The organism is Streptomyces sp. NPDC002306 (assembly GCF_053593435.1).
In genome coordinates this window covers 753,400-777,946 of the sequence record NZ_JBSFCK010000001.1, presented here as the reverse complement: position 1 = coordinate 777,946, position 24,547 = coordinate 753,400, and the positions used below count along the sequence as shown (strand labels likewise).

General features: G+C 73.6%; 26 protein-coding genes. 14 read left to right on the top strand and 12 right to left on the bottom strand.

Annotation, left to right across the window (positions count from 1 at the left end; all coding sequences use genetic code 11):
• The first annotated feature begins 87 nt into the window (after positions 1-87).
• Entirely contained in the window at positions 88-1,239 is a 1,152-nt protein-coding gene (locus ACWCQK_RS03365; protein WP_451151336.1) for an XdhC family protein, read from the top strand.
• Here ACWCQK_RS03365 and ACWCQK_RS03360 read toward each other — a convergent pair.
• The 3 genes from ACWCQK_RS03360 to ACWCQK_RS03350 are packed head-to-tail and all read right to left on the bottom strand — an operon-like array spanning position 1,191 to position 3,601.
• A complete protein-coding gene (locus ACWCQK_RS03360) occupies positions 1,191-2,543 on the bottom strand; it encodes a lanthionine synthetase LanC family protein (RefSeq protein ID WP_451151334.1) in 1,353 nt (450 codons plus the stop codon). The genes ACWCQK_RS03365 and ACWCQK_RS03360 overlap by 49 nt on opposite strands.
• A gap of 42 nt (positions 2,544-2,585) precedes the next feature.
• Entirely contained in the window at positions 2,586-3,164 is a 579-nt protein-coding gene (locus ACWCQK_RS03355; protein WP_451151332.1) for a class I SAM-dependent methyltransferase, read from the bottom strand.
• Positions 3,161-3,601, bottom strand: coding sequence for an SRPBCC family protein (locus ACWCQK_RS03350; protein ID WP_451151330.1), 441 nt, complete (start codon positions 3,599-3,601; stop codon positions 3,161-3,163). Before ACWCQK_RS03350 ends, ACWCQK_RS03355 begins: the two co-directional genes overlap by 4 nt.
• Positions 3,602-3,803: 202 nt before the next feature.
• On the opposite strand from ACWCQK_RS03350, the gene ACWCQK_RS03345 reads away from it, so the two are divergent.
• Positions 3,804-4,814 carry a DUF2278 family protein gene (locus ACWCQK_RS03345; RefSeq protein WP_451151328.1) on the top strand — a complete coding sequence of 337 codons (1,011 nt, stop codon included), beginning with the start codon at positions 3,804-3,806 and terminating at the stop codon, positions 4,812-4,814.
• A 17-nt stretch (positions 4,815-4,831) separates the two neighbouring features.
• On the opposite strand, the gene ACWCQK_RS03340 is transcribed toward ACWCQK_RS03345, so the two are convergent.
• Positions 4,832-5,593, bottom strand: coding sequence for a polysaccharide deacetylase family protein (locus ACWCQK_RS03340; protein ID WP_451151794.1), 762 nt, complete (start codon positions 5,591-5,593; stop codon positions 4,832-4,834).
• A gap of 304 nt (positions 5,594-5,897) precedes the next feature.
• Between ACWCQK_RS03340 and ACWCQK_RS03335 the strand changes: the two genes are divergently transcribed.
• The 4 genes from ACWCQK_RS03335 (at position 5,898) to ACWCQK_RS03320 (ending at position 9,917) form a co-directional block, all read left to right on the top strand.
• Entirely contained in the window at positions 5,898-6,602 is a 705-nt protein-coding gene (locus tag ACWCQK_RS03335) for an SDR family oxidoreductase (protein WP_451151326.1), read from the top strand.
• Between the two features lie 252 nt (positions 6,603-6,854).
• Complete coding sequence (locus ACWCQK_RS03330; RefSeq protein WP_451151324.1) at positions 6,855-8,450, top strand: hypothetical protein; 1,596 nt, start codon at positions 6,855-6,857, stop codon at positions 8,448-8,450.
• 2 nt (positions 8,451-8,452) lie between these two features.
• Positions 8,453-9,409, top strand: a complete 957-nt coding sequence (locus ACWCQK_RS03325; protein WP_451151322.1) for a lysylphosphatidylglycerol synthase transmembrane domain-containing protein — start codon at positions 8,453-8,455, stop codon at positions 9,407-9,409.
• Positions 9,410-9,545: 136 nt separating this feature from the next.
• Positions 9,546-9,917: a BlaI/MecI/CopY family transcriptional regulator gene (locus ACWCQK_RS03320; RefSeq protein ID WP_451151320.1), complete on the top strand. Its 372-nt coding sequence runs from the start codon at positions 9,546-9,548 to the stop codon at positions 9,915-9,917.
• Between the two features lie 118 nt (positions 9,918-10,035).
• Here ACWCQK_RS03320 and ACWCQK_RS03315 read toward each other — a convergent pair whose 3' ends face one another.
• The 3 genes from ACWCQK_RS03315 to ACWCQK_RS03305 all read right to left on the bottom strand — a co-directional run bounded on the left by ACWCQK_RS03315 (position 10,036) and on the right by ACWCQK_RS03305 (position 12,098).
• The gene (locus tag ACWCQK_RS03315; protein ID WP_451151319.1) at positions 10,036-10,923 is read right to left on the bottom strand and encodes a hypothetical protein; all 888 of its coding nucleotides are present in this window, start codon (positions 10,921-10,923) and stop codon (positions 10,036-10,038) included.
• A complete protein-coding gene (locus tag ACWCQK_RS03310) occupies positions 10,913-11,392 on the bottom strand; it encodes a DUF6114 domain-containing protein (RefSeq protein ID WP_451151317.1) in 480 nt (159 codons plus the stop codon). The genes ACWCQK_RS03315 and ACWCQK_RS03310 overlap by 11 nt, the downstream gene beginning before the upstream one ends.
• Before the next feature lie 82 nt (positions 11,393-11,474).
• Positions 11,475-12,098 carry a DUF6230 family protein gene (locus tag ACWCQK_RS03305; protein WP_451151315.1) on the bottom strand — a complete coding sequence of 208 codons (624 nt, stop codon included), beginning with the start codon at positions 12,096-12,098 and terminating at the stop codon, positions 11,475-11,477.
• Positions 12,099-12,479: 381 nt separating this feature from the next.
• Between ACWCQK_RS03305 and ACWCQK_RS03300 the strand changes: the two genes are divergently transcribed.
• The 5 genes from ACWCQK_RS03300 (at position 12,480) to ACWCQK_RS03280 (ending at position 16,511) form a co-directional block, all read left to right on the top strand.
• The gene (locus ACWCQK_RS03300) at positions 12,480-13,340 is read left to right on the top strand and encodes a class II fructose-bisphosphate aldolase (protein ID WP_451151313.1); all 861 of its coding nucleotides are present in this window, start codon (positions 12,480-12,482) and stop codon (positions 13,338-13,340) included.
• 2 nt (positions 13,341-13,342) lie between these two features.
• Positions 13,343-14,167, top strand: a complete 825-nt coding sequence (locus tag ACWCQK_RS03295; RefSeq protein WP_451151311.1) for an HAD-IA family hydrolase — start codon at positions 13,343-13,345, stop codon at positions 14,165-14,167.
• A gap of 22 nt (positions 14,168-14,189) precedes the next feature.
• A complete protein-coding gene (dhaL, locus tag ACWCQK_RS03290) occupies positions 14,190-14,870 on the top strand; it encodes a dihydroxyacetone kinase subunit DhaL (protein ID WP_451151309.1) in 681 nt (226 codons plus the stop codon).
• A gap of 31 nt (positions 14,871-14,901) precedes the next feature.
• Complete coding sequence (dhaK, locus tag ACWCQK_RS03285) at positions 14,902-15,897, top strand: dihydroxyacetone kinase subunit DhaK (RefSeq protein ID WP_451151307.1); 996 nt, start codon at positions 14,902-14,904, stop codon at positions 15,895-15,897.
• Between the two features lie 155 nt (positions 15,898-16,052).
• Positions 16,053-16,511: an SRPBCC family protein gene (locus ACWCQK_RS03280; RefSeq protein ID WP_451151305.1), complete on the top strand. Its 459-nt coding sequence runs from the start codon at positions 16,053-16,055 to the stop codon at positions 16,509-16,511.
• Between the two features lie 186 nt (positions 16,512-16,697).
• Here ACWCQK_RS03280 and ACWCQK_RS03275 read toward each other — a convergent pair whose 3' ends face one another.
• The 3 genes from ACWCQK_RS03275 to ACWCQK_RS03265 all read right to left on the bottom strand — a co-directional run bounded on the left by ACWCQK_RS03275 (position 16,698) and on the right by ACWCQK_RS03265 (position 19,040).
• Positions 16,698-17,543, bottom strand: a complete 846-nt coding sequence (locus ACWCQK_RS03275; RefSeq protein ID WP_451151303.1) for an MHYT domain-containing protein — start codon at positions 17,541-17,543, stop codon at positions 16,698-16,700.
• 163 nt (positions 17,544-17,706) lie between these two features.
• Positions 17,707-18,459, bottom strand: a complete 753-nt coding sequence (locus tag ACWCQK_RS03270) for an anti-sigma factor (RefSeq protein WP_451151301.1) — start codon at positions 18,457-18,459, stop codon at positions 17,707-17,709.
• A complete protein-coding gene (locus ACWCQK_RS03265; RefSeq protein ID WP_451151299.1) occupies positions 18,456-19,040 on the bottom strand; it encodes a sigma-70 family RNA polymerase sigma factor in 585 nt (194 codons plus the stop codon). The genes ACWCQK_RS03270 and ACWCQK_RS03265 overlap by 4 nt, the downstream gene beginning before the upstream one ends.
• Positions 19,041-19,216: 176 nt before the next feature.
• Between ACWCQK_RS03265 and ACWCQK_RS03260 the strand changes: the two genes are divergently transcribed.
• On the top strand, positions 19,217-19,891 hold the full coding sequence (locus tag ACWCQK_RS03260) for an alpha/beta hydrolase (protein WP_451151297.1): 675 nt from the start codon (positions 19,217-19,219) through the stop codon (positions 19,889-19,891).
• A gap of 161 nt (positions 19,892-20,052) precedes the next feature.
• Positions 20,053-20,892, top strand: a complete 840-nt coding sequence (locus ACWCQK_RS03255; RefSeq protein ID WP_451151295.1) for a hypothetical protein — start codon at positions 20,053-20,055, stop codon at positions 20,890-20,892.
• Between the two features lie 32 nt (positions 20,893-20,924).
• On the opposite strand, the gene ACWCQK_RS03250 is transcribed toward ACWCQK_RS03255, so the two are convergent.
• Positions 20,925-22,082 (bottom strand): magnesium and cobalt transport protein CorA, encoded by a 1,158-nt coding sequence (locus ACWCQK_RS03250; RefSeq protein ID WP_451151293.1) that lies wholly within the window; start codon positions 22,080-22,082, stop codon positions 20,925-20,927.
• Positions 22,083-22,325: 243 nt separating this feature from the next.
• Between ACWCQK_RS03250 and ACWCQK_RS03245 the strand changes: the two genes are divergently transcribed.
• Positions 22,326-23,438: a winged helix DNA-binding domain-containing protein gene (locus ACWCQK_RS03245; protein ID WP_451151291.1), complete on the top strand. Its 1,113-nt coding sequence runs from the start codon at positions 22,326-22,328 to the stop codon at positions 23,436-23,438.
• Between the two features lie 171 nt (positions 23,439-23,609).
• On the opposite strand, the gene ACWCQK_RS03240 is transcribed toward ACWCQK_RS03245, so the two are convergent.
• Positions 23,610-24,401: a S1 family peptidase gene (locus ACWCQK_RS03240; protein WP_451151289.1), complete on the bottom strand. Its 792-nt coding sequence runs from the start codon at positions 24,399-24,401 to the stop codon at positions 23,610-23,612.
• Positions 24,402-24,547: the final 146 nt, after the last annotated feature.

Sequence of the window (24,547 nt, the reverse complement as noted above, 5' to 3'; positions counted from 1 at the left end):
AGCCCGCCGGGAACCCGGTGCCTCGCTCGCGGGGCCCGGTGACCGGCGCCGAAGCCCTCACCGTCGCACCGCCAAGGAGACCGAGACATGCTGGACATCGCCGCAGAACTGCACCGGTGGGTCGAGCAGGGCCGTGACTTCGCCGTCGCCACCGTGGTGGCCGTCGGCGGCAGCGCACCCCGCCGGCCCGGCGCCGCCCTCGCGGTGGACGCCGACGGCACGGCGCTGGGCTCGGTCTCCGGCGGGTGCGTGGAGGGCGCGGTCTACGACCTGTGCCGACAGGCGCTGAAGGACGGCGAGGCGGTCCTCGAACGCTTCGGCTACAGCGACGAGGACGCCTTCGCCGTCGGTCTGACCTGCGGCGGTGTCATCGACATCCTCGTCACCCCGGTACGGGCCGGCGACCCCGTCCGCCCGGTGGTGGCCGCCGCGCTGGCCGCCGCCGGCGCCGGCCGGGCGGCGGCCCTGGCCCGGATCGTGCGAGGCCCGGCGGAACTCACCGGCCGCGCCCTGCTCGTCCGCCCCGACGGTGCCTACGACGGCGGCTTCGGCGCCCACCGGGAACTGGACCGCACGGTCGCCGCCGAGGCGGCGGCCCTCCTCGACGCCGGCCGCACCGGCACCCTGGAGATCGGAGAGCGGGGCTCACGCTGCGGAGCACCGCTCACCGTCCTGGTCGAGTCGTCGGTCCCACCGCCCCGGATGATCGTCTTCGGCGCGATCGACTTCGCGTCGGCACTGGTGAGGGTCGGCAAGTTCCTCGGCCACCACGTGACGGTGTGCGACGCCCGGCCGGTGTTCGCGACCCGCACCCGCTTCCCGGAGGCCGACGAGATCGTCGTGGAGTGGCCCCACCGGTACCTGGAGCGCACGGACGTCGACGCCCGTACCGTCCTGTGCGTCCTCACCCACGACGCCAAGTTCGACATCCCCCTGCTGCGGCTCGCGCTGCGGCTGCCGGTCGCCTACGTCGGCGCGATGGGCTCGCGCCGCACCCACCTGGACCGCGAACGCCGGCTGCGGGAGACCGGGGTGACGGAACCCGAACTGGCGCGCCTGCGCTCACCCATCGGCCTCGACCTGGGCGCGCGCACACCCGAGGAGACCGCGCTGTCGATCGCGGCCGAGATCGTCGCCGACCGGCGTGGCGGCAGCGGGATCTCCCTCACCGGCGCGCACACGCCGATCCATCACGACGTGACGTCGGTGCCCGCGGGCCGGATCGGTTCGGTCGCCTGACCCACGGGCCCGCCCGCCGAAGGATCCGTACCCCGGCCCGCCGTCGGCCGGGTGCCCTCGCGAACCGCCGGCTGGTCCGGCCAGGCCAACGCGTACCCCGCGCCGCCGCCCCGGCTCACCCGCACCCAGCGCAGCAGTTCGCGGGCGATGCCCGCGTTGCCCATCGCCCACCCGGTCTGCGGTTCGAGGTCGCTCGGCGCGGCCCGGTGCTCGACGTTCGACCAGCGGGCGCCGCCGGCGTCCCGGGTCGCCCGCGCGGCGAGGTCCTCGACCAGCAGGCGGGCGAAGTCCGGGGCGTCGTCCTGCTCGGCCAGCCGGTCGCAGGCCAGCGCCAGCACCCCCGAAGTGCCGCAGCAGCGCCCGTTGTTGTCCCAGAAGCCCGGACGCACCCGGCGCGGCAGCCCGGAGCGGGTCACGGTGTGCCAGCAGCGGTCGGCGAGCTCCGGCCAGACGGGCTCGGCGAGCGTGTCCCTGAGCAGCCGGAAGACCTGGGCGTCCCCGGCCGGTCCGTGGCACCAGCCGTAGCTGTGCCGCTCGATGAGGTCGGGGAGGTACTGCGGGTCGGAGTGGGGGGCGAGGAAGCCGGCCGGTCCGGCCTCGTCGCGGGCCACGACGTCCGCGACACCGGCCCGCGCCAGCTCGACCAGGTCCGCGCGCCCGAGCTCCGCGCCGACGGACGCCAGGGCGTAGGCGATGCCCAGGGTGCCGTGCGAGATGTGGTGCAGCCGGGCCGGGGCGCCACGGCGGAACTCCCAGCTGACGCCCGCCGAAGTGACCTCCGCCGTACGGACGTAGGGCTCCAGGGCGAGGACGGCGAGGTCGGCGTCGCCCGCCGCGAGCGCGCCGAGGCCGATCCCCGCGTTGCCGCCCATCAGCTCGAACAGCTCGCCCCAGCGCTCTCCGTCGAAGCGGGACCGCACGCGCTCCAGGGCCCGGTCCGCCGCGGCACCCGACGCGGCGTCGGCCAGGTCGCGCCCGACCGTCCGCAGCACCAGCGCGATGCCGGTGAGACCGAAGTACAGCGAGTCGTCCGGATGGTCGTCGACGGCGGCGGCGAGAGAGCGCGCCGCGCGCAGGGCGGCGTCCGCGTACGTGTCGTCGCCGAAGTGCCGCCAGGCCTCAAGGAGCGCGGGCACGACCCCGGCCGTCCCGTTGTAGAACATCGGGTCGGTCGCCGCGTCCGAAGGCCTGACCGGCCAGGCGAGGCCGCCGTCCCCGGTGTCCCGCGCCGCCCCGAGCAGCCACCGCAGGGCGTCCGCCGCGAGTGCCTCGGTGTCCTCCACTGCTGCCGCCCCTGCTGTCATGCGCCCACCCTGACATGCGGCGGATCACCCCGACCAGGGGTTTCAGCCGCGCAGGACGAAGCAGCGCAGCCCGCCCGGCCGCAGGTCGTACCAGTGGCCGTGCCGCCAGTCGCCGACGAGCGTGCCGACGTCGACCGGGGTCAGTCCGATGCGCCGCCGCTCCTCGGGCAGACGGTCCGTCAGCTCGGTGGTCACCACCCAGGCCCCGCCCGGCGACAGCAGTGCGCGCACCCGCTCCGCGGCCGCCTGCCGGTCCGCGAGGAACGGCAGCACCAGCCGGGTCGTCACCAGGTCGAAGGAGCGCGGCGGCAGCCGGTCCGCGACCTCGGCGCCGTCCTCGAAGTCCAGGCGGCACGCCTCCAGACGCGGTACGAGGCCCTCGTACCGGTCACGCGTCGCCGCCACCGCCGAGTCCGTCGCGTCGACGGCGAGGGTGCGAAAGCCCAGAGCGGCGAGAGCGGCGGCGTAACCGCCCAGGCCGCAGCCGACGTCCAGGGCCCGGGCGTCCGGGCCCGGCGGGACGGCCTGGGCGAGCAGCCCGATCTCCCGCGCGTCGGCGCGGTGGAAGCCGCGCCCCGCCGCGAAGTGCGCCTCCCAGCGGAGCCGGGACTCCGGCGTCACGGCTGCCGCAACAGGCGGTTGACCGCCCGCCCGAAGACCGAGCGCGCCGCCGCGTGCAGCAGCGGGTCGAAGAGCGACGGCAGCGGGCGTACCCGCACCTCCTCGCGCCAGACCACGCGGGCCCGCCCGCCCGGCCCCGGCCGCACCTCGATCTCGGCCCAGCCCAGGACGAGCCGGCCCCGCTTCTCCAGCCGGCACCGGCCCGGCTCGTCACCGTCCGGCGGCTGCCAGCGGGTGACCTCCATCCGGTCGGCGAAGGAGAGCGGGCCGATGCCCGTACGCGCCACGATGAGGGTGCCCTCGTGGGTGGGCGGGGGTGTGACCACGGTGACTCGGGTCAGGGGGACCACGTCGCCATGCCGGGGCCACTCCGTGAGCCGGCGCCACGCCTCGTCGAGGGGGAGCGGTGCCGTGCGTTCGAGCTCGAAGTTGACCACGGGACGATCGTAGGCAAGCGATCCGGGCCGCCCGCGGGTTCGTCCCCGAGTCACCCGTTTCGCCCAGTACGGTGTCGACAAGGAGACGTACACAGGAACAGTGCGGGCGATGCGCCGGATGGACGGACCCGGCCCCGCCCGGCGGCCTACCCTTTCCCCCACGGGTGGGCGATCCGCCCGTCTCCAGGGGGAGTTGGTCGTCATGCCGTTGAAGACCTACGGAGTACTGGTCGCGCGGGCCGTCGACACCCGGCGCGAGGGTGCCGTCGACTCACCGCACTATCAGATCCACCTCACGGACGAGGCCGGCACGCACTACCGCGCGTCGGTCAACGTGCTCTCGCAGGAGCGGCCCCCGGAGCTGCTCTACCTGGCCGCCGACGACTTCCGGCATCCGGTCACCGACCGCCTGGCCGGTCTGCCGAGCGGCTGGAACACCCTGCCGTCCGGCCCGGGCGGCCCCCACCTCGACTTCGTGCGCGGCAACCTCTTCGACCCGGCGCTGATGCGGACGCTGCCTCCGGACGTCACGGGCCCCGACAACGACCTCGCCGACCTCCTCGACCGCCAGGTGCGGCGCGCTGTCGCCGACCCGGACGCCCGCCTGTACGTGTTCGGCGAGCGCTGGGGACCCGAAGCCGGAGTCGAGGACAAGGTGTTCGGCTTCCTGCCGGGCAACGGCGTCCACGACATCCACATGAACCAGGGCAACAGCCGGCGCTTCCGCGGCGACGACGGGGTCTGGCAGGACGGCGGACTGCTCCTGCACTTCCCGGACCCGTCGCGCTGGGTGGGTGTCTTCCTCGCCTTCCAGAGCCAGTCCTGGCACACCGACGACGCGACCGGCCACGCGCTCGACGACGTCGACGGCTCGCGCGGCGAGCCGGGCGGACAGCCGGTCCGGGTGGTGGCGGCGCTGGTCGACCCGCGCGGGCCCGCCCCGGAGGCGGAGAACGTGACCCTGCTCAACGCCTCGCCCGGCCCGGTCGATCTCACCGGCTGGCGGATCGTCGACCGGATCGGGCGGGGTTCCGCGGTGCCGCCCGGCGCGCTCGCCCCCGGCGCGGTCCTGCGGGTGGACCTGGCCGACGGCGCCCGGCTGGGCAACCGCGGCGGCGAGATCACCCTGCTCGACGCGGCAGGCCTGAAGGTGCACGGCGTCTCCTACACCGCCGAGCAGGCCGGGCGGGAGGGCTGGACGGTCGTCTTCTGAGGCGCCCCCGCGCCGCCTCAGGGCCGGTACACCTTCCCGGGTTCGGCCGTGCCCGGCGCCAGCAGCTGCGGCACGGTCACGAAGACGTACCCCCGCTCCTTGAGCGCGTCGATGATCCCCGGTACCGCGGGCACGGTCCCCTGGTAGATGTCGTGCAGCAGGATGATCCCGTCCCGGGAGGCCTGGGCCAGGACGCGCTTGCGTATCAGCGCGGAGTCGGTCGTCGTGTAGTCCTTGGCGGTCACGCTCCACAGCACCTCCGACATGCCGAGTTCGCGGCAGATGTCGTGCACGGTGTCGTCGGTGCGGCCCTGGGGCGGGCGCATCAGCGTCGGCCGGTGGCCGGTGAGGCGCTCTATCTCCTTGTTGGGCCGCTCCAGTTCCTCGCGTATCTCGTCCGGCTTCAGCTGGGTGAGGATCTTGTGGTCCCAGGTGTGGCTGGCCACCTCGTGTCCCTCGTCGGCCATGCGCTCGACGAGCTCCGGGTACTTCTCGATGTGGCGCTTGCCGAGCAGGAAGAAGGTCGCCGGAACCTTCTTCTCCTTCAGGATGTCCAGCAGCCGGGCGGAGTTCTCGCTCGGTCCGGCGTCGAAGGTGAGCGCGATGCACTTGGCCTCACGGCAGTCGACGGTCCCGTAGCGGGCCTGGGCGGTGGGGTGGGCGCGGGCGGCGCTCGGCGCCGTGGTCTCGAGCCGGGTGCACCCGGTCAGAGCCAGTGCCAGGGAAGCGGCCGCCACCGCGACGGTGACGGCACGCAACCCGGCGCCGGTTTTTTTCATCTTCTGGGTCAGCGAAGGCATGCCGTGACTATACATAAGAGGTATACACGGCATTTATAGCGCCTTGTCGGGCGTCGAGCGCCGCATCCGCCTGTTTCGCCACCACCTTCGCCGCCGCTTTCGCCGCCACCTCCGGATCCACCTCCGGATCCGCCTCCGGATCCGCCTTCGGGGTCACTCCCGGGACCGCGTCGAGAGCGCGGGATTGTCATGAGCCGGTCACTTAGATGCTCAGGATGGACATCGGAAACCGATCGGTTTACGATGCTGGAAACCGATCGTTTTCCATTTCTCGGAGGCTCATATGACCACGCTCAAGGACGCTTCGGTCCTCGTCACCGGCGGCAGCCGCGGCATCGGCCGGGCCCTGGTGGAGGAGCTGTACGCCCGTGGCGCCCGCACGGTCTACGCCACCGCCCGTGACCCGCGCACCGTGACCCACCCCGACGCCGTCCCGCTGGCCCTGGAGGTGACGGACCCCGCCTCCGTCGCGGCCGCCGCCGCGGCGGCCCAGGACGTCACCGTGCTGATCAACAACGCGGGCGTCGCGGCCGGCACCCGCTACCTCGACTCGCCGCTCGACGACGTGCGCCGTGAGTTCGAGATCAACTTCTACGGTCCGCTGCTGCTGACCCGCGCCTTCGTGCCGGTCATCGAGCGCAACGGCGGCGGCCATGTCCTGAACGTCCACTCCGTGCTGTCCTGGATCGCCAACAACACCACCTACGGCGCCACCAAGGCGGCCATGTGGTCGCAGACCAATTCCCTGCGCCTGGAGCTGCGGCCGCGGGGCATCGACGTCACCGGGCTGCACATGGGCTATGTCGACACCGACATGACGGAGGGCATCGACGCGCCCAAGAGCAGCCCCCGCGACATCGCCGTCGCCGCCCTCGACGGCGTCGAGGCGGGAGCGCACGAGGTGCTGGCCGACGACCTCACCCGCTGGGTCAAGGCGCAGCTGTCCGGCGACGTGGACGCGATGTACCAGGAGCTCGCCGCGCGGTGACACCGCCACCGCCACCCGCCTGCACGCACACGTACACGCGGGCACGGACGCCGATGGCGTCATGCCGGCCCGGGCGGGCGCACGGCGGTTCCGGCCGCCGCTGTGCCCGGGTTCACCCTTCAGCCGGTCCGCGTTGGGCCGTTCGGGTCTCCCGAGTGGGCCGGTGCCGTCCCGGTCGGACACCGTACTCCGGGTAGGGACGACAACCGCTCGCGCCTTCGCCCTACACCGCGCAGGGGCAAGGGGTGAACGATGGCCGGCAGCACGCACGCCACCCGGGACGCGCTGTGGCGCCCCGGCCCGCCTCCGGGGGCGGCCGCCACACCGTGGGGAGCGGCCGTCGTACCGTGGCGGCCCGCTGTCGCGCGCCGGCGGGCCGCAGTCGGGCCGCGGCGGGGGCGCGACGACGTGTGGCTCGGCGCGGTCGCGGCCGCCTTCACCCTCGCCCAACTGGTCCTCGTGCGCCCGGGCATGGGCCTCGGCTGGGACGAGACGGTGTACGTCAGCCAGGTCAGCGGCCACGCACCCGCCGCCTTCTTCAGCGCCCCCCGCGCCCGTGGCGTCCCTCTGCTGGTCGCACCGATCGCCGCCTGGTCGGCGTCCACCCCGCTGCTGCGCGTCTTCCTCGCCGTGCTCTCCGGGCTCGCCCTCTTCCTGGCCCTGCGGGTCTGGCGCGGGCTGTTCCCCACCCGCGTACTCGCCCTCGGCGGCGCCCTGTTCGCCTCGCTGTGGGTCACGCTCTTCTACGGCCCGCAGGCCATGCCCAACTACTGGGTCGCGATCGGCGCCCTCCTCTGCGTCGGCTGCTTCCTGCGGGCCGGGGGCGGGCGCGGCGCCGCCGCGCACGGCCGGGCGGCCGTAGGGGGCGTACTCGCGGGCGCGGCCCTGATGGCGTGGATGCGCCCCATGGACGCCGTCTACGTGGTGCTGCCGCTGCTCGCGCGGTGCCTGTGGCTGTGGCGGGGGCCGCGCCCGCGTCGGGGGCGTCCCCCGGTGCTGCTCGCCGCCCTGCTCGCCGGTCTGGTCGCCGGGGCGGGGGAGTGGGTGGTCGAGGCCTACCTCGGCTACGGCGGCCTCGCCCAGCGGCTGTCCGACGCCTCCCGCCTCCAGGGCGGCCTCGGCGGCCACCTCGCCGTCGCCGACCAACTGCGCAGCCTGGGCGGGCGCGTCCTGTGCCGCCCCTGCACCGGCTCGATGCCCGGCCCGGCGGTGACGGCCTGGTGGTTCGTCCTGCCGCCGCTCGCCGTCCTCGCCGTGGCCGTCGCCCTGCGCGCCCGGCGCCCGGCTCCCACCCTGCTGCCCCTGGCCTGCGCCACGACGGCCGCCGTCCCCTACCTCTTCCTCATCGGCTACGCGGCCCCCCGCTTCCTCCTGCCCGTCTACGCCCTGCTCGCGATCCCCGTCGCCGCCGCGCTCACCCACCTGGTCACCGCACGGGACCGGACCCGGCGCCGGGTCGCCGTCACCCTGGTGACGCTGGGGCTGGCGGGCCATCTGGCCGTCCAGTACGCCGTTCTGGAGAGCACCGTGCACCGCACCACCGCGGCCCACCGCGACTGGTCCCGCACCGCGGCCGCGCTGCGCCTCCTCGGCGTCCGGCCGCCCTGCCTGGTCACCGGGTACCAGGCGCCCCCGATCGCCTTCTACACCGGGTGCGCCTCCGCGCCGGCCGTCGGGCGCGACGCCTCCACCACCGCGTCGGCGGTCGCCCGCGCCGCCCGTACCACGCCGGTCGCCGCCCTCGCCGCGCCCGGCGGCCCGCCACCCGCCTACGCCCGTTCCTGGCCCGCCGGGCATGCGGGCGCCCTGCCGGTGTACTTGTCCCCCTCCGCGCGGCGGGGGCGGTGACGATGGCCGCGACGACCGAGCAGGTCCCGGTCCGGAGCCGGCGCCGGTACTGGCAGCTGGGCGTCACCCTCGCCGTCGCCGCGGCGGCCTGCGCCCTTCTCGTCGCCCACCGGGACACCCTGGACGCCGGAACCGACCGGCTCGCCGCGGCCGACCGGGAATGGCTCCTGGCGGCGGGCCTGGCCGCCCTCGCGACCTGGGTGTGCGCGGCCGTCGTCCAGCAGGGCGCGGTCGCCGAACGCCTGCCGCGCGGACGGCTCGTCGCCGCCCAGTTCGCGGCGTCCGCCGCCAACCACCTGCTGCCCGCCGGTACCGGCGCGACCGCCGTCAACCTCCGCTTCCTGACCCGGTGCGGGCTGTCCACCACCCGCTCGGCGACCGCGCTCGCGGTGAAGGCGGCGGCCGGCGGGATCGTACGGCTCCTCCTCGGCGTCGCGCTGTTGCTCACCTCGCCCGGCACGCTGCGGCTCTCCGCCGGGGTCCCGCCCCTTCTCGTCCTGCTCCCTGTCGCGGGCTGCGTCGTCGCGGCGCTCGCGGCACTCGCGCTGAACCGTCGGCTGCGCGCCTGGGTGCGGCCGGCGGCCGGCAAGGTCCTCGCGGACGTGCGCGAGGTGCACCGGCGCGGGGCGCGGGCGTGCGCGCTGTGGGGCGGCTCGCTCGCGTTCGCGCTGATGCACGCCACGGTGATCGTCGCGGTCGTCCACGCCCTCGGCCTGCCGCTGGCCGAGGGCCGGGTCGTCATGGCGTACCTGGTCGCCAGCGGCGCGGCGGCCCTGTTGCCCACACCCGGCGGGATCGGCTCCCTGGACGCCACGCTCGCGCTCTCCCTCACCGCCGCGGGCGCCCCGGGCGCGGCGGCCGTCTCCGTGGTCTTCGGCTACCGCCTGCTGACCGCCTGGCTGCCGATGGCCCCCGGCCTCCTGGTCCTGGCGGTGCTGGCCCGCCGCTCGGCGGTGTGACGGCCGCGCGGACAAGGGCGGCCGCTCGGCCCGGGCCCCTTCCGACGCGCGACGGCGTGGACGACCGCCCGTCGACTACGATCCCGTAGACGGTCTACCGGGCTGTAGACGAAGGTGAGGGGGGAGGACCGTTCCCATGAGCGACGCGAAGGACGAACGCCGGCCGGCGGGGGAGCTGGAAGCCGCCGTCATGGCCGTGCTGTGGGCCGCCGGCCGGCCGCTCACCGCGTCGCGGGTGCGGCTCGCACTCGACTCCGGCCTGGCCCGTACGACCGTGACGACGATCCTGACCAGGCTGCACGAGAAGGGCGTCGTGGCGAGGGAGCGCGAGGGCCGTGGCTTCGCCTATCACCCGGCCCAGGATCCCCAGGGGCTGACCGCCCGCCGTATGCACGCGGAGCTCGACCGCGACGGCGACCGCGAGACGGTCCTCGCCCGCTTTGTCGCGCGGCTCGGCCCGGACGACGAGCGGGTCCTGCGCCGTCTCCTGGAGGGGGACGGGCGATGACCGTCGCCTCATCCCGCTGACGGTCCCTCCGCCGTACCACGCGGTGCCAGGGCCGTACGCGACGACGGCGCCGCGCGCCCTGTCCTCACGCCCGAGCGCGCCCACGACCGGGTCACCGTCACCCGGCCCCGGCCCCGGCACTGAGCCGCGGACCGGTCAGGGACAGGTCGCCGCCGCATTGTGTGAGCTGGGAGGCGGTGACGCCCGCGAAGGTGATGGTGCGGGTGTGGGTGGCCGTGTCCGACAGCCAGGACGGTACGGCGTCGGGGGTGATGGTCACCGTGCGGTCCGGCGGGAGCGGGGCGCCGTCCAGGGCCGTGACCTCGCCGGCCAGTTCGCGCAGGTAGACGGTCACCACGCCGTCGCCGCCCCGCCCTTTGAGCGTGGACGTGGTCGCGGGCCCGGTGCGCAGGCGCAGCGCCGTCCTTCCCCGGCCCGCGCTCACGTCGAGGTCGAGGGCGTCCACCGACCGAGCGGTGAACTTCAGCATCCGAGCGGCGCCGGTCCCGGTGCGCACGGTGACCACGCCCTGGAAGGTGAGGGCGCGCAGCACGAGCCGGTCGGCGCGCACGGTCCAGGTGGCGCTCGCGGGGTGCGTCGGGGGAGGGGCCGCCGGAGCGCTCGTGACGGTCGGTGCGGCGCCCGCCGGGGTCCGGGTGACCCGCGGCGGCGCGGTCCGGGGGCCGACGACCGCGGGCGGGGCACCGGCCGGGCGGGAGGCGGTGTCCGTGGGGACCGGCGTGCCGCTCGGTGGCGTCGGCGCGGTGTCCGTGGGGGCGGTCGGCGCGCTCGCCGCTGCCGTGGGGCCGCCGGGGCCGGGGAGCGGGGACGACAGCCGGGGTGCGGGCAGATGCAGGGCCAGGGGTACGGCGGCCACGGCCAGCGCGCGGGCGACGGGCCGCGGTACCCGGCGCGGGACGAGACCGGGCGAGGGAACGCGGCCCAGGGGGCGAGGTCCGGGCTCCGGGAGGCCCGGGGGCCGCCCGGAGCCCGCGTCAGTTGCCACCTGTGCGGTCTCCCGTACCGGCGTCGTCGTCCGCCGCCGGAACGCCCGTGAACACGGGGTCTCCCGCCGCGGGCATCCAGGAGCAGGCCAGGGAGCCGCCGATCAGGCCGGAGGCCAGCCCGAGGAAGAGGCCGCCGAGGTTCGCGACGGGAAAGGAGACGACGGCGAGCAGCAGGGTGACGATCCCCGCGAACACGCGATGGTGGGGGTGGTACCAGAGGGTGATCCCCAGGGTCATGAGCAGAGCTCCGATGATCAGGGAGCCGGCGCCGGACGTGGTGGACAGGACCAGCGGGACGCCGCCCAGGTCCAGGTTCCCGTAGGGCAGGTACAGGATGGGCAGGGCCGCCGCGAAGGTGAAGAACCCGGCCCAGAAGGGGCGTTCACCACGCCACGTCCTGAACCTGTGGCGGGCCGGCGCGACGCTGACGCGCGGCAGGGGTCGTCCGGTGCGGAATCTGGTGCTCACGTGTCGTCCTGATCGGCGGTGTGGCGTGCGCGTGGCCGTGCGGGGGCGACGGGGCCCTGAACGAGCGCTGCGCGCGCCGGAGTCAGGAACATGAGTGACGACCCCGCTCGATCCGCAGACGCAGGTCGGGAATGTCGAACGTGGCGGCGGAGACCGCGACCGTGGTCACGCTGACGTCCTTCAGGGTCACCGACGTGGCCTGCTGCCCGAAGCCGCTGGGGTCGAAGTAGCGTGAGTCCCGGTCGCCGGGATCGATCGGACCCTTGGTGATCGCCCCCTGCGCGATGCCGATGTCGACGTTCTGGAAATTCGCCTGCCCGGCCGCTTCGAAGGTGGCGTCGATGAACAGGTTCGTGGCCTCGGCCGGCTGTTCGTCGCCGCCGGTGAGGGTCACCGTGTACGTGCCCACCACCGGCAGGTCGACCGTGGCGGACTCGCACAGGCCGGAGACCGTCGCGTGCCGGGCGCCGGTGACCACGACGGGGACGAGTTCGTGCTTCTTGGTCACGTCGACCATGGTGTAGATGCTGACTCCACGAGCGGTCAGGGTGTCCGCGGTGACCTGGAAGCGGTAGCCGGAGATGAGGAACGACGCGGCCAGCGCCCCCTGGGCCATCGCGATGCCGAGGACCGCGCAGACCGTGACGCCGGGGATCAGGATCGCCGCGAAACGCCGCCACCGGGTTCTGCCGACACGGTGCGACATCCCGTCTCCTTCACTCGTGAGGTGGGTCCGCCCCTGTCCGGGCGCGAACTTCGCGTCACGGACTTCGCCCCCTGCCGGTGTCGGATCCTAGGCTTCTGGGCGCGGCGACCCGCCGCACGTCAGGTCCGCCGTACGGGTGACGCAACTCCTGCTGCGCCGTTCGGGTGACAGGTGGCACCGGCCGTCCGGGCGACGCGGGACCCCGTGCGCGGCTCGCGGTGGCGGCGGGGCGGGACAGGGCGGCTCAGGGCAGGGCGTACGGGGGCCGTGGTGACGACGGAGGACGGCCCGGGCGGTCCACGGTCCGCCCGGGACAAAAGTGGCGGCGCGTGAGGCGGCGGCGTGGAATGGAAGGGCCGGGGACGGAGACGTGGAGGCGTCGTGGGTGTGACACCGCTGACCGAGATCCTCGCCGAGCCGTTCGCCGAGCGCTACGCCGTACCGGCCATCAACGTCTTCAACGACCTCACACTGGAGGCCGTCCTCGCGGCCGCGGTGGAGAACAGGTCGCCGGTGATCGTGCAGACCTCCGTGAAGACCGTCAGGTCCATCGGCAGCGACGTGCTCTACGCGATGTGGACGTCGATGACCGCAGGCATCGAGGTACCCGTCACCCTTCACCTCGATCACTGCCCGGAGCGCGAGGTCATCACGGAGTGCCTGCGCCGGGGATGGAACTCGGTGCTCTTCGACGCCTCCGAGCTGCCGGTGGAGGAGAACATGCGGCAGACCGTCGAAGTGGTCGCGCAGGCGCGTGCGTTCGGCGCCGCGGTCGAGGGCGAGATCGAGTCGATCACCGGTGTGGAGGACGGCGTCGGCAGCGATACCGCGGCCGAGCGGCAGGAGCTCGCGGTCGCGCTGGAGTTCCTGCGGACCACACAGGTCGACGTCTTCGCGCCGGCGATCGGGAACGCCCACGGGTCGTACCGGCGGGCGCCGGTGCTCGACGCGCAGCGTGTCTCCGATCTGGTGGCCGCGTATCCGGTCCCGATCGCGCTGCACGGCGGCAGCGGGCTGTCCGACGAGCAGTTCCGCGACCTCATCTCCCGGGGGTGCGCGAAGGTCAACATCTCGACGGCGCTCAAGGAGACGTACATGAAGTCGAACCTGGCCTTCCTGCGGACGGCTGAGGAACGGCGGAAGTGGGATCCGCCCTCGCTGTTCCGTGCCGTCCGCCAGGACGTCGTCGAGTTGGCCGGTTCCCTGATGCGTCTCTTCGGCAGCGCCGGGCGGGGGGCCTAGCCGTGCCGGCCCTCGTCTTCGACTGTGACGGCGTCCTCGCCGACACCGAACGCGACGGGCATCTGCCCGCGTTCAACCAGACGTTCGAGGAGTTCGGTCTGCCGGTGCGGTGGAGCGACGCGGAGTACGCGCGGAAGGTGAAGGTCGGCGGCGGCAAGGAGCGGATGCGGACGCTGCTGACCCCTGACTTCGTCGCCGCCGCCGGTCTGCCCTCCGACCCGGCCGTACTCGACGAGCGGGTCGCCGCCTGGCACCGGCGCAAGACCGAGATCTACACCGGGATCATCAGCGGCGGGCGTATCCCGCCCCGGCCCGGCGTGCGGCGGGTCGCCGAGGCCGCCGACACGGCCGGGTGGCCACTCGCGGTCGCCTCCACCTCCGCGGAGGCGTCCGTGCGCAGTGTGCTCGAACTCGCCATGGGGCCCGAACTGGCCGCCCGCTTCGCGGTCTTCGCCGGGGACGTGGTCCAGCGCAAGAAGCCGGCCCCGGACATCTACGACTTCGCCGTGCACCGGCTCGGTCTGGATCCCGCGGACGTCGTCGCCGTCGAGGACAGCCGCAACGGAATGCTGGCCGCGCTCGGCGCCGGGCTGGCGTGCGCGGTCACGACCAGCGCCTATACCGCGGAGGAGGATTTCACCGGCGCCTTCCTGGTGGTCACCTCGCTCGGCGACCCGCCGCCCGACGAGACCGTCGCCCGGGTGCTGAGCGATCCGTACGGAATCCACCCGGGGCCGTATGTGGAGCTCGGGGATCTGGCCGGTCCGCTCGCCGCCGGCACCGGCGGCGACCCGGACTCCGTCCCTGCCGACCCCCGACCGCACTGACCTCGCGGCAGTCAGGAGAGACATGTCAGCGCCCACGCCCTCGTCGGTGCCGTCCTCGGCGTCGCCCGGCGGTGACCTCACCTTCGTCGTCCGGACGATCGCCCGGACTGCGGTGGACAACGAACGGGCCTTCGGCGACCTCGACGCCGTGGCGGGGGACGGGGACTTCGGGTACTCGCTCGCCCGCGGTTTCGAGATCGTGCTCGCCGACTGGGACGACCTGCCCCGCGACGAACCGGCCGAGTTCCTGAAGAAGGTCGCTCTGGTGATCTCCAAGCGGGTGGGCGGTACGTCGGGGCCGCTGTGGGGCACCGCCTTCCTGCGGGCCGCCGGGGCCGTGAAGGACCGGCCGGAGCTGAACGCGGCCGACGCGGTGGCCATGCTGCGGGCCGCCGCGGAGGGCATCAAGACGCGGGGCAGGTCCGACCTCGGCGACAAGACGCTGCTGGACGCGCTGATCCCGATGACCGACGCGCTGGAGCGGCGGCTGGCCGCGGCCGAACCGGCGGCCGGCGCCTCGGAACTGGCCGCCCTGGCCGCCACGACCGCCCGGTCGGCGGCCGACGCGACGACATCCATGCAGGCCAGGCGCGGCCGTCAGAGCTACACCGGGGAGCGCAGCATCGGCTCGCCGGACCCGGGCGCGGTGGCGGTCGCGGTCATGGCGGAGCGCGTCGCCGCCGAGTGGGACGCACGCGACTGACGCGACCGGCCGCACCAGGAGGAGTCACGACATGAAGAAGTTCGTCAACGACCCGAAGGACTACGTCGCGCAGATGCTGGAGGGACTGGCCCTGGCCAACCCCCAGACGCTGAAGTACGTCCCCGAGTACAACCTGATCATGCGATCCGACATCCCGCAGCGGAACAAGGTCTCGATCGTGCAGGGCTCCGGCTCCGGTCACGAGCCCGCGCATGTGATGAGCGTCGGCAAGGGGATGCTCGACGCCGCCTGTCCCGGCGACGTGTTCGCCGCGCCGCCCGCGGACTTCGTCTACGAGACGGTCAAACTGGTCGCCTCCCCGCCGGGGGTGCTGCTGCTGGTCAACAACTACACCGGGGACCGGATGGCGTTCGAGATGGCCGAGGAGCTGTCCCAGGCCGACGGGGTGAGCGTGCGGACGCTCTTCATCGACGACGACGTGGCCGTACAGGACTCGACGTACACCGTCGGCCGGCGCGGGGTGGCCGGCAACTTCTTCGTGATGAAGGCCGTCGGCGCGGCCGCCGAGCGGGGCGCGGACCTGGACGAGGTGTACCGGATCGGGGAGAAGGTCAACTCCGTCACCCGCACCATGGGCATGGCGCTGACGGCCTGCACGCCCCCGGCGAAGGGCTCACCGCTGTTCGACCTGCCCGAGGACTCCGTCGAGATGGGCGTGGGCATCCACGGTGAACCGGGCCGCAGGCGCGAGAAGCTCCGGCCGGCGGACGCGATGGTGCGCGAGCTCGTCGACGCGGTCGTGGACGACCTGCCCTTCGCCTCCGGGGACCGCGTCGCGCTGATGGTCAACGGCCTCGGCGGGACCCCGATCGGTGAGCTCTACCTGGTGTACGGCGTGGCCCACAAGCGGGTGGCCGAGCGAGGTATCGAGGTCGGGCGCAGCTATGTGGGCGAGTACTGCACCTCGCTCGACATGGCGGGCGCCTCCGTGACCCTGGTCCGGCTGGACGAGGAGATCTTCGAGCTGCTGACCGACCCGGCCGAGATCCCGGTCCGGGTGTTCTGAGCGGAGCCGGGCCGGGCCGTCGAGCGGGGTCGGGGCGTGCTCACCCGCGGTCGGGCCGTTCGTCTCGCGGGACGCCCGGAGGTCCCGTAGGGTCGCGGTGCCGCATGACGCATCGAAGGCGCGGGCCGTCGCGGCTCGACCGATCGGGAGTGCCCATGTCAGGACAGTTCGAAGCAGTGGTCGAGGTCGATCGGCCGGTCGAAGAGGTGTTCGCCTACCTCGCCGACGGGCGCAACGATCCGCAGTTCAGCCCCCGGGTGCTCAGGATCGAGCGGGTGCCGGACGGCCCGACCGCCGTCGGCACCATCTTCCGGAGCTCGGTCAAGGACGCCGGGATGAAGAGCGCCAGGGAGTTCCGCATCACCGAATTCGAGGCCCCGGTGAAGCTGCGCTGGGCCGAGGTGTCGAAGAACACCGTGACGGCGCGCGAGGGCGGCTACGACCTGACACCGCTGGGCGACGGCCGGACCCGGGTCCGTATCTTCAACGTCCTGGAGGGCCACGGGCTGGGCAAGCTCCTCGTGGGCCTGGCGCTCGCCGCCGTCCGCAAGGACGCCGACGCCTTCGGCACCCGGATCAAGACGGCGGCCGAGGCCGCGATCCCCTCCCGCTGACGCGACGCGACACGGACGCACCCACGGCCGGGCGGCTCGGACCCGTGGGACGGCGAACGCGCCGGGCGGCCGAACGCGTCGAATGGGTCGAACGATCGATCTTGCCGTAGGGCTGCGCCGGCCGCTGGAGGCCGGCGCAGCCCTACGGCTGTCGTACCGCTGATGGCGCCCGGTGGCGGTCGGGTCTCAGCGTCCGGCCGACCAGGGAGCCGTGTCCTGGCGCCGGAACGCATCCGGCTGCTCGGGCTGCGCAGAGTTCGCCGCGGGCGTCGGCGTGACCGCCTTCGCCTGGCCGCTGCTTCCGAGGATCAGTACCGGGTCGAACATGACGATGACGCCGGACAGGAGCAGGAAGACGAACGGGCCCAGCAGCATGGGCAGCAGCAGCGACGTGCCGGTGTGGTCGCCGATCGCCGTGGCCGAGCTGTTGTGGAGGTGGACACTGACGGCGGCCATGCCGGTGTAGTGCATGCCGGAGACCGCGAGCCCCATCACCAGGCTGGCGCCGAGCGAGGCCAGGAAGCCGCGCACGGACACCGCGGCCCACAGCGCGGCCGTGGCGGCGACGAGGGCGATGATCACGGACAGGACGACGGTGAACGCGTCGTAGGAGACGACGCCGTCGACCTGTATCGCGGCCATGCCGAGATAGTGCATGGCCGCCACCCCCAGCCCGGTGATGCCGCCCGCCACGGTGAGCGTGGCCGTCCCGGCGCCGCGATAGCCGACGATGAACACGCCCGCCGAGACCACCACGATCGCGACGATGAGACTGAGCACCGTCGGGGTGACGGCGTAGGTGATGGGTGCCTGCTCGACGCTGAAGCCGATCATGGCGATGAAGTGCATCGTCCAGATGCCGCATCCCAGGGACGCGGCCCCCAGGGCCAGCCAGCCCACTCTCCAGCCGGGTTCGTGATGCACCGTCCGTACCACGCAGCGCAGCCCGAGCGCCGATCCCAGGCATGCCATCACGAACGCGACCACCGGCGTGACCAGTCCGTAGCTGAACCCGTCAATCGTGCCGTCCATCTGTTCCCTCCCCTATCGCGGCTGTGCGATGAACATCCGGGTGGTTCCCGGAAGTCGGAAGCAAGCCCTTACCCCCTGCATTTGTGTGAAACTTGTATGATCTTTATGGCGGGGAGGGGTACGTGCCACGTCTCGCCGGACAACAACACGCGGCGGAGCCGCCTCAGGCGGGGAACTTCATCAGGGCGAGCGGGGCGGAGGTGGGCTGCTGCGAGCCGCCCGCGGGCTCGACGGTGATGCCCATGCCCGAGGCTCCGTCGACGGTGCCCCGCAGCAGGACGGCCTGGTCACCGCGGCCGGGGTCCATCAGGCCGGCGGAGCGCATGGTGCCGTCGTCGTCGAACCACAACTGGTAGACCTTCCCGGCGGGCGGACGCGCCATCCCGGAGACGACGAACACCGCCTTGTCCCGTTCGCGCGAGACGACCACGGTGCCGGTGGCGCCGTCGGCCAGTTTCGCGGCCCGGGTGCCGGCGTCGGGCGCGCTCAGCACGGCGGCGATCTGCTCCGCCCCCTGTTCGGCCCGCTGGGCCCGGCTCAGCGCGTCCTCCGCCTGCCGGTGCTGCCACAGGGTGGTGCCGCCGAGCGCGGTCGCGGCCGCGAGACAGGCGGCGAGCGCCCAGCGGGACAGCAGACGGGTGCGCAGGACCGTACGGCCGGCGAGCGGCTGCGGGGCACTGCCGGGTGCCTCCTGGCGGACGGTCGTGATCCGGTGCAGCACCCGCTCCCGCATCTCCCGGCGCGGGGTCACCGCCACGGCGAGGCCCAGACGGGCGGCGGTGGCGCCCAGTTCGGCGGCCTCCTGCGCGCAGGGCTCGCAGTCCGCGAGGTGGTTCTCGAACGCCTCGCGCTCGTCGTCGGACAGGGCGTGCAGGACGTAGGCCCCGGTCATCCGGTGCAGGTCGGCGGTGATCACGCGGTCACCCCCAGGCAGTCGCGCAGCCTGATGAGACCGTCCCGCAGCCGGGTCTTGACCGTGCCCAGCGGCAGCGCCAACGCCTCCGCCACCTGGCGGTAGGTCAGCCCGCGGTAGTAGGCGAGGGTGACGGCCTGGCGCTGGATCTCGGTCAGCGTCCGCAGACAGCGCCGCACCTGCTCCCGCTCCAGACGCGCCTCCACCTGCTCGGTCACCTCGTCGTACTCGGGTGTCCGTTCCAGCAGCGCGGCCTTGTGGTCCCGGGCGGCCGCGGCCTCCACCGAGCGCACCCGGTCCACCGCCCGGCGGTGCGCCAGGGTGAGGATCCAGTTCATGGCCGTCCCGCGGTCGGAGCGGTACCGGGGAGCGGTCCGCCACACCTCGACCAGGACCTCCTGGGTCACCTCCTCCGACTGCGCCTGATCGCGCAGGACCGCGCGCACCACACCCAGCACCGGACTGACGACGGCGTCGTAGACCGAGGCGAAGGCCGGCTCGTCACCGAGCGCCACCCGGCCCACCAGTTCCTGCAGGTCCGGTGCTTTCGATGGATTGCTGCCGATGTACACGGCTTCTCTCACTGCGCGCCCTCCGCGGCTGGGACATCTCCGGACGTAATCCGATCCTGCGCAGGCCGGGGATTGGTCTGGGCGACGATGTCTTCGGGGAGGTCTTCGAAGTCTTCGAAGGCGACACCCGGCGGCCCCGCGCAGGTGGGGGGCCGAGGGAAGACGCGGAGCGAGGGAGAGGGACACGGATGGCGCAGCACGAGCACGCACCCGCGGCGGGAACGGCGGACGCCCCCGGGCCCGCGCTGGTGACGCGCCGCGTCCCACCGGCGCCGCGCGCCGCCGTGCTCTTTCTGCACGGCGGTACGGCCGACAGCCGGGAGCCGTCGCGCCCCTGGCACCTGGCGGCCCTGCGGATGCGGCCCTTCGTCCGGGCCGTCGCCGCCACCGCGCCGGACGCCGTTCTCCTCGGCGAGGTCCGCTACCGCCTGCGCGGCTGGAACGGCCGCGACGCCGATCCCCTCCAGGACGCCCGACGGGCCCTGACCGAGCTGACGGACCGCTTCGGAGACGTGCCCACCGTCCTGGTGGGCCACTCGATGGGCGGCCGCGCGGCGCTGCGTGCCGCGGCCGCGCCACAGGTGCGGGGCGTGGTCACGCTGGCGCCCTGGTGCCCGGACGGGGAGCCGGTCGCGCATCTGCGGGACAAGGACGTCGTCGTGCTGCACGGAGACCGCGACCGTGTCACCGACCCGCACGCGTCGGTGTCCTACGTCCAACGGGCCCGCGCGGCCGGCGCGCGGGCCCGTGCCGACCTGGTGGCGGGCGGCGACCACGCGATGCTCCGCCGCAGCGGCTACTGGCACCGCACGGTCGGCTCGACCGTCACCGCTCTCCTGGCCGCCTGGCCGCAGACGCGGTAGGGACACCTCCGCGTACACCTGCTCGGCGAGACACTCCCCGTACCGCGCGGGGGGTCCGCCGAGCCCCGCCCGGCCGACGCTACCGCCGAGGCCGTTCCGTGGGTGGGCCCTCGCCCCGTGGATACGGGACAATGGGCCGCGACCCGCGCGAGGAGAGACCGGTGGACGACGAGACACCCGGCATGGACGTGACGCTGTGGGCCACGCTGGACGAGCGGGCCGCCGGGTCCCGCGAAGACCTCCTCGTCCGCTGGTTCCGTAGCGCGCTCGACCGGCTCTTCCCCGCGGACACGACGGAGCCGTGCGACTCCTACGCGCTGGTGACGCGGTCGGTCAGCGGCGGGCGCGAGGTCCGGGTCCAGGACGTCCGGGCCAACTGGCGGGTGCTCGCCGACGCGCTGCGGCCGCTGCCGTTCTACGCGTCGGCCGGCCTGTACGAGCCGTCCGGGAACGAGGGCGCCTGGGTCGACGACGTCGGCCGCGTCGCCGGCATGCAGACGGGCGGCGGCAGCCACCTCGAACTGTCCGCGGCGCTGCGGGCCGGGGAGCGGATCGGCGATCCCGGGTTCTGCGCGAGCCTCGTCGACTTCCTGGCCACGGCGCTCGACGGAGCCGATCCGGCCTTCGCCCGGGTGGACCACCTCAACTTCCAGGAGAGCACCGACCTGGAGGCGGCCCTGAGACGCTCTCGGCGCAAGTCGCGCAGGGAGTCCCGCACGCTGTTGCGCGGATACTCCTGGGTCACCGGCGTCCCCGCCGAGTTGGCCGCGCGACTCGGCGGCGCCCGGGCCCTGGAGGCGACCGGCGCGTTCCACGCCGTGCGCGCGCTGAGCGGCGGTGGGCTGCTGCTCCAGGCCACCGAGACGCTCGCCGGCTACGACGAGCACGCACTGCGCGCGGTCTTCCGCGCCCTGGCACCGGTGCTCCCGCCGGGGATGCCGGACCAGGATCCCGCCCGGCCCGCACCGCGGGTCGTCTTCGAGGACGCCGCCGAGGTCTGAGCCCCGCGGCGGCGCTTCACCCGGGACCGGGCCTAGAGCCAGTCCCGGCGCTTGAAGATGACGTACAGACTGGTGCAGACGACCGCCATCAGCAGGACCGCGAAGGGGTATCCCCACACCCAGCCCAGCTCCGGCATGTGGACGAAGTTCATGCCGTAGATCGTTCCCACGAGGGTGGGGGCGAACAGGATCGCGGCCCAGGACGAGATCTTCTTGATCTCCTCGTTCTGCTGGAAGCCCGCCTCCGCCAACGTCCGCATCTCCGCGTTCTGTTGCTGGGTGACCAGGGTCGCGTTCACCGTGAGGATGTCCTGGAGGGCCTGGCGGAAGCTGTCGACGCGCTCGCTGGTGTGGGTGACGTGGTCGGCCACGTCACGGAGGTAGCGCTGGAGTTCCTCGTCGGTGCCGTACTTGGCGAAGCCGGCCATCAGGGCGTGCAGCATGCCGACGAGCGGGCGGGTGGCGCGCTGGAACTCGACCATCTCGCGGGAGAGTTCGTAGATGCGGCGGGAGACCTCGGGGTCGCCGCGGAACACCTCGGTCTCGATCTCGTCGACGTCGTTCTGGACCCCGGCCACGACGGGGGCGTAGCCGTCGACCACCGCGTCGAGGATGGCGTACAGCACCGCCTCCGGGCCCAGCTTCAGCAGATCCGGCGTCTCCTCCATGCGGCGGCGGACGGCGGAGAGGTCCGGGGCCGCGCCGTGGCGGACCGTGATGACGAAGTCCGGGCCGACGAAGACGTGCAGTTCGCCGAAGTCGACCTCCTCGGGCGCGTCGAGGTAGCGGGCGGCGCGCAGCACGACGAACAGCGTGTCGCCGTAGCGCTCCAGTTTCGGGCGCTGATGTGCTTCGAGCGCGTCCTCGACCGACAGCGGATGCAGGTCGAACTCCGAGGCCAGTGAGTGCAGTTCGGCCTCCGTGGGGCGGGCCAGGCCGATCCACGCCATGTTGGACGGCTCCTCGCGCAACTCCCGGAACGTCTCCGCGAGGGAGACGGGCGAGGACACCCGGACGCCGTCGCGGTACAGGGCCGCCTGGACGACGCTGGCCGAGTCGGCGGGGCCGGAGTCCTCGGGGCCGGCGTCCGCGCGATCTGCGGGCGGCGCGTGGTGCGGATCCGACGGCGGCAGGTAGCGGCGCCAGACGGACTTCTTGGCCCCGTTCGAGGCGGGACGTCGCTCGGGCATCGCGGCTGCCTCCCGGTCGAGCCTACGGCCACGTGATCCACGTGAAGCGCGTGATCCGTACGCTTCGTGTGATCCACGATATCGGGGCGCTCCGCGCGGCCGGTGTGCTCTGTTCGCTCTCTTTGCTCGTCCTGAGCACGGAGCAGGATATACGGGGCAAAGGGCCTGGAGTGCCTCACGAGGTCGGGATCCGGTGAGAGTTGCGGACAGAAGGTGTCCGCAAGCGCCACTAGCGTGCGGAGCATGACGAAGACGACGACAGCCACGACGGCCCCGCCGCTCGGCACCCGCGCCCTGAACCGCGCGACCCTCGCCCGGCAGCTGCTCCTGAGCCGCTCGCCGCTGTCCGTCGGCGCGGCCGTCGAGCACCTGCTCGGCCTCCAGGCACAGAACGTGAAGCCGCCCTACCACGCGCTCGCCGCCCGCCTCGACGGGTTCGCCCCCGCCGCGCTCTCGGCGCCGATGGCCGACCGCGAGATCGTCCGGATCGTCACCATGCGCTCGACCATCCACACCCACACCGCCGACGACTGCCTCACGCTGCGCCCCTTCGTCCAGCCCGCCCGCGACCGCGAGCTGACGAACTTCCGCACGGGGCTCACCGGTGTCGACCTCGACCGGCTGGCCGTCCTCGCCCGCGAGCTCGTCGAGGAGAGCCCGCGCACGATGAAGCAGCTGCGCGAGGCACTGCTCGTGACATGGCCCGACGCCGACCCGCAGGCCCTCGCCATCGCCGCGCGGTGCCGGCTGCCGCTCGTCCAGGTCACCCCGCGCGGACTGTGGGGGCGCGGCGGCCAGGTCGAGCTCACCACCGCCGAGCGCTGGCTCGGCCGGCCCGCCGAGCCGGCTCCGGAGGCCGAGGCCGTCGTCCTGCGCTACCTCGCCGCCTTCGGACCCGCCTCCGTCAAGGACATGCAGACCTGGGCCGGCCTGACCCGGCTGGGCGCCGCCTTCGAGCGGCTGCGCTCCCGGCTCCTCACCTTCCGGGACGACCGCGGCGTCGAGCTCTTCGACCTCCCCGACGCGCCCCGGCCCGACCCCGGCACCCCGGCCCCGCCGCGCTTCCTGCCCGAGTTCGACAACCTGCTCCTCTCCCACGCCGACCGCACCCGCGTCGTGCCGCAGGAGCTGCGGGGGCGCAGCTGGCAGGGCAACCAGGCCCACCGCACCCTCCTGGTCGACGGCTTCCTCGCCGGGCTGTGGAAGCTGACGGACGACGCCCTCGTCGTCGAGCTTTTCGGCCCGCTCGGCAGGGCGCGGCGGGACGAGGTCACCGCGGAGGGGGAGCGGATGCTCGGGGTGATGTACCCGGGCACCGCGTACGACATCCGCTTCGGGACCGTCGTACGCCACTGAGCGCGCCCCGGACGAAGGCCCGGGGCGCGGGAGTCACGACCGCCGGGGGCGGACGCGGGGCGGGGCAGGGGGCTGGGATCCGGACGTGGAAAGGGGGCGCTGCGGGCTGCTCGTGGTAGCTCGCAACGCCCCCCGGTCTTCACCTGGGGCGACCTCGGCGATCCGGCCGGGTCAGGAGGTGACCTGCGCGGTCACCAGGCTCGAGAAGGTGGTCAGCCGGGTGTAGACGCCCGGGTAGCCCGCCTCCGCGCAGCCCTCGCCCCAAGAAGTGATCCCTGCCAGGACGCCCCCGATGAGCAGGGGACCGCCGCTGTCGCCCTGGCAGGTGTCGACGCCGCCGGAGCTGTATCCGGCGCAAACCATGTCGGTCTGGACGAAGTCCGAACCGTAGGAGCTCGTGCAGCTGGAGTCGGACACGATCGGGACGGTCGCGGTCCGCAGCTGGTTGGAGGAGCTGCCGTTCTCCGAGGTGGTGCCCCAGCCGACGATGCGGGCGGTGGTGCCGGCCGCGTACACGCCGGTCTGGGAGGAGGAGACGTAGGACGCCTTGGTGTACGGCATCGACGTCGAAAGGGTCAGGACGGCGACGTCGTCACCGTTGGTCGCGTCCGTGTAGCCCGGGTTGATCCAGATCTTGCTGACCCGGCTGACCGTGCCGTTGGTGCCGTTCAGGTAGGTGCGTCCGCCGACGACCCTGACGCTGCTCGTGGTCTCGCCGACCATGCAGTGCGCGGCCGTGACCACCTTGGTCGCCGACACCAGCGTCCCGCCGCAGAACTGGTTCTGCGAGGCGTCGGTGATCTGCATCATGAACGGGTACGTCGTCGTCGTGGTCGTCGTGCCGCCGACGATGGGCTGGGGCGCGGCCGCAGCGGTGGGGGCGCTGAGCAACGCGGTCGCGGCGGTGGCCGCGGTCGCCGCGACGACGGCGGCGGTTCTCTTTGCGCGGTTGAGCCCGAACATGAGTCTCCTCAGTGGGGGATGCCGGTGGGGGGCGCGCGGGTGTGGGGGGTGCTGCACGGAGGTCGCGGGACCGGCCTCCGTGTGCCCGGGTCGGCGGCACACCCCAAAAACTAGGACCCGGAGCAGCCGCCTCCCAATGAGGGAAC

What these genes read in the sequence shown, in the direction of transcription:
- ACWCQK_RS03365 (WP_451151336.1), top strand. Translation starts at nt 88, where the DNA reads ATGCTGGACATCGCCGCAGAACTGCACCGGTGGGTCGAGCAGGGCCGT.
- ACWCQK_RS03360 (WP_451151334.1), bottom strand. Translation starts at nt 2,543, where the DNA reads ATGACAGCAGGGGCGGCAGCAGTGGAGGACACCGAGGCACTCGCGGCG.
- ACWCQK_RS03345 (WP_451151328.1), top strand. Translation starts at nt 3,804, where the DNA reads ATGCCGTTGAAGACCTACGGAGTACTGGTCGCGCGGGCCGTCGACACC.
- ACWCQK_RS03340 (WP_451151794.1), bottom strand. Translation starts at nt 5,593, where the DNA reads ATGAAAAAAACCGGCGCCGGGTTGCGTGCCGTCACCGTCGCGGTGGCG.
- ACWCQK_RS03335 (WP_451151326.1), top strand. Translation starts at nt 5,898, where the DNA reads ATGACCACGCTCAAGGACGCTTCGGTCCTCGTCACCGGCGGCAGCCGC.
- ACWCQK_RS03330 (WP_451151324.1), top strand. Translation starts at nt 6,855, where the DNA reads ATGGCCGGCAGCACGCACGCCACCCGGGACGCGCTGTGGCGCCCCGGC.
- ACWCQK_RS03325 (WP_451151322.1), top strand. Translation starts at nt 8,453, where the DNA reads ATGGCCGCGACGACCGAGCAGGTCCCGGTCCGGAGCCGGCGCCGGTAC.
- ACWCQK_RS03320 (WP_451151320.1), top strand. Translation starts at nt 9,546, where the DNA reads ATGAGCGACGCGAAGGACGAACGCCGGCCGGCGGGGGAGCTGGAAGCC.
- ACWCQK_RS03305 (WP_451151315.1), bottom strand. Translation starts at nt 12,098, where the DNA reads ATGTCGCACCGTGTCGGCAGAACCCGGTGGCGGCGTTTCGCGGCGATC.
- dhaL (WP_451151309.1), top strand. Translation starts at nt 14,190, where the DNA reads ATGTCAGCGCCCACGCCCTCGTCGGTGCCGTCCTCGGCGTCGCCCGGC.
- dhaK (WP_451151307.1), top strand. Translation starts at nt 14,902, where the DNA reads ATGAAGAAGTTCGTCAACGACCCGAAGGACTACGTCGCGCAGATGCTG.
- ACWCQK_RS03280 (WP_451151305.1), top strand. Translation starts at nt 16,053, where the DNA reads ATGTCAGGACAGTTCGAAGCAGTGGTCGAGGTCGATCGGCCGGTCGAA.
- ACWCQK_RS03275 (WP_451151303.1), bottom strand. Translation starts at nt 17,543, where the DNA reads ATGGACGGCACGATTGACGGGTTCAGCTACGGACTGGTCACGCCGGTG.
- ACWCQK_RS03260 (WP_451151297.1), top strand. Translation starts at nt 19,217, where the DNA reads ATGGCGCAGCACGAGCACGCACCCGCGGCGGGAACGGCGGACGCCCCC.
- ACWCQK_RS03250 (WP_451151293.1), bottom strand. Translation starts at nt 22,082, where the DNA reads ATGCCCGAGCGACGTCCCGCCTCGAACGGGGCCAAGAAGTCCGTCTGG.
- ACWCQK_RS03245 (WP_451151291.1), top strand. Translation starts at nt 22,326, where the DNA reads ATGACGAAGACGACGACAGCCACGACGGCCCCGCCGCTCGGCACCCGC.
- ACWCQK_RS03240 (WP_451151289.1), bottom strand. Translation starts at nt 24,401, where the DNA reads ATGTTCGGGCTCAACCGCGCAAAGAGAACCGCCGCCGTCGTCGCGGCG.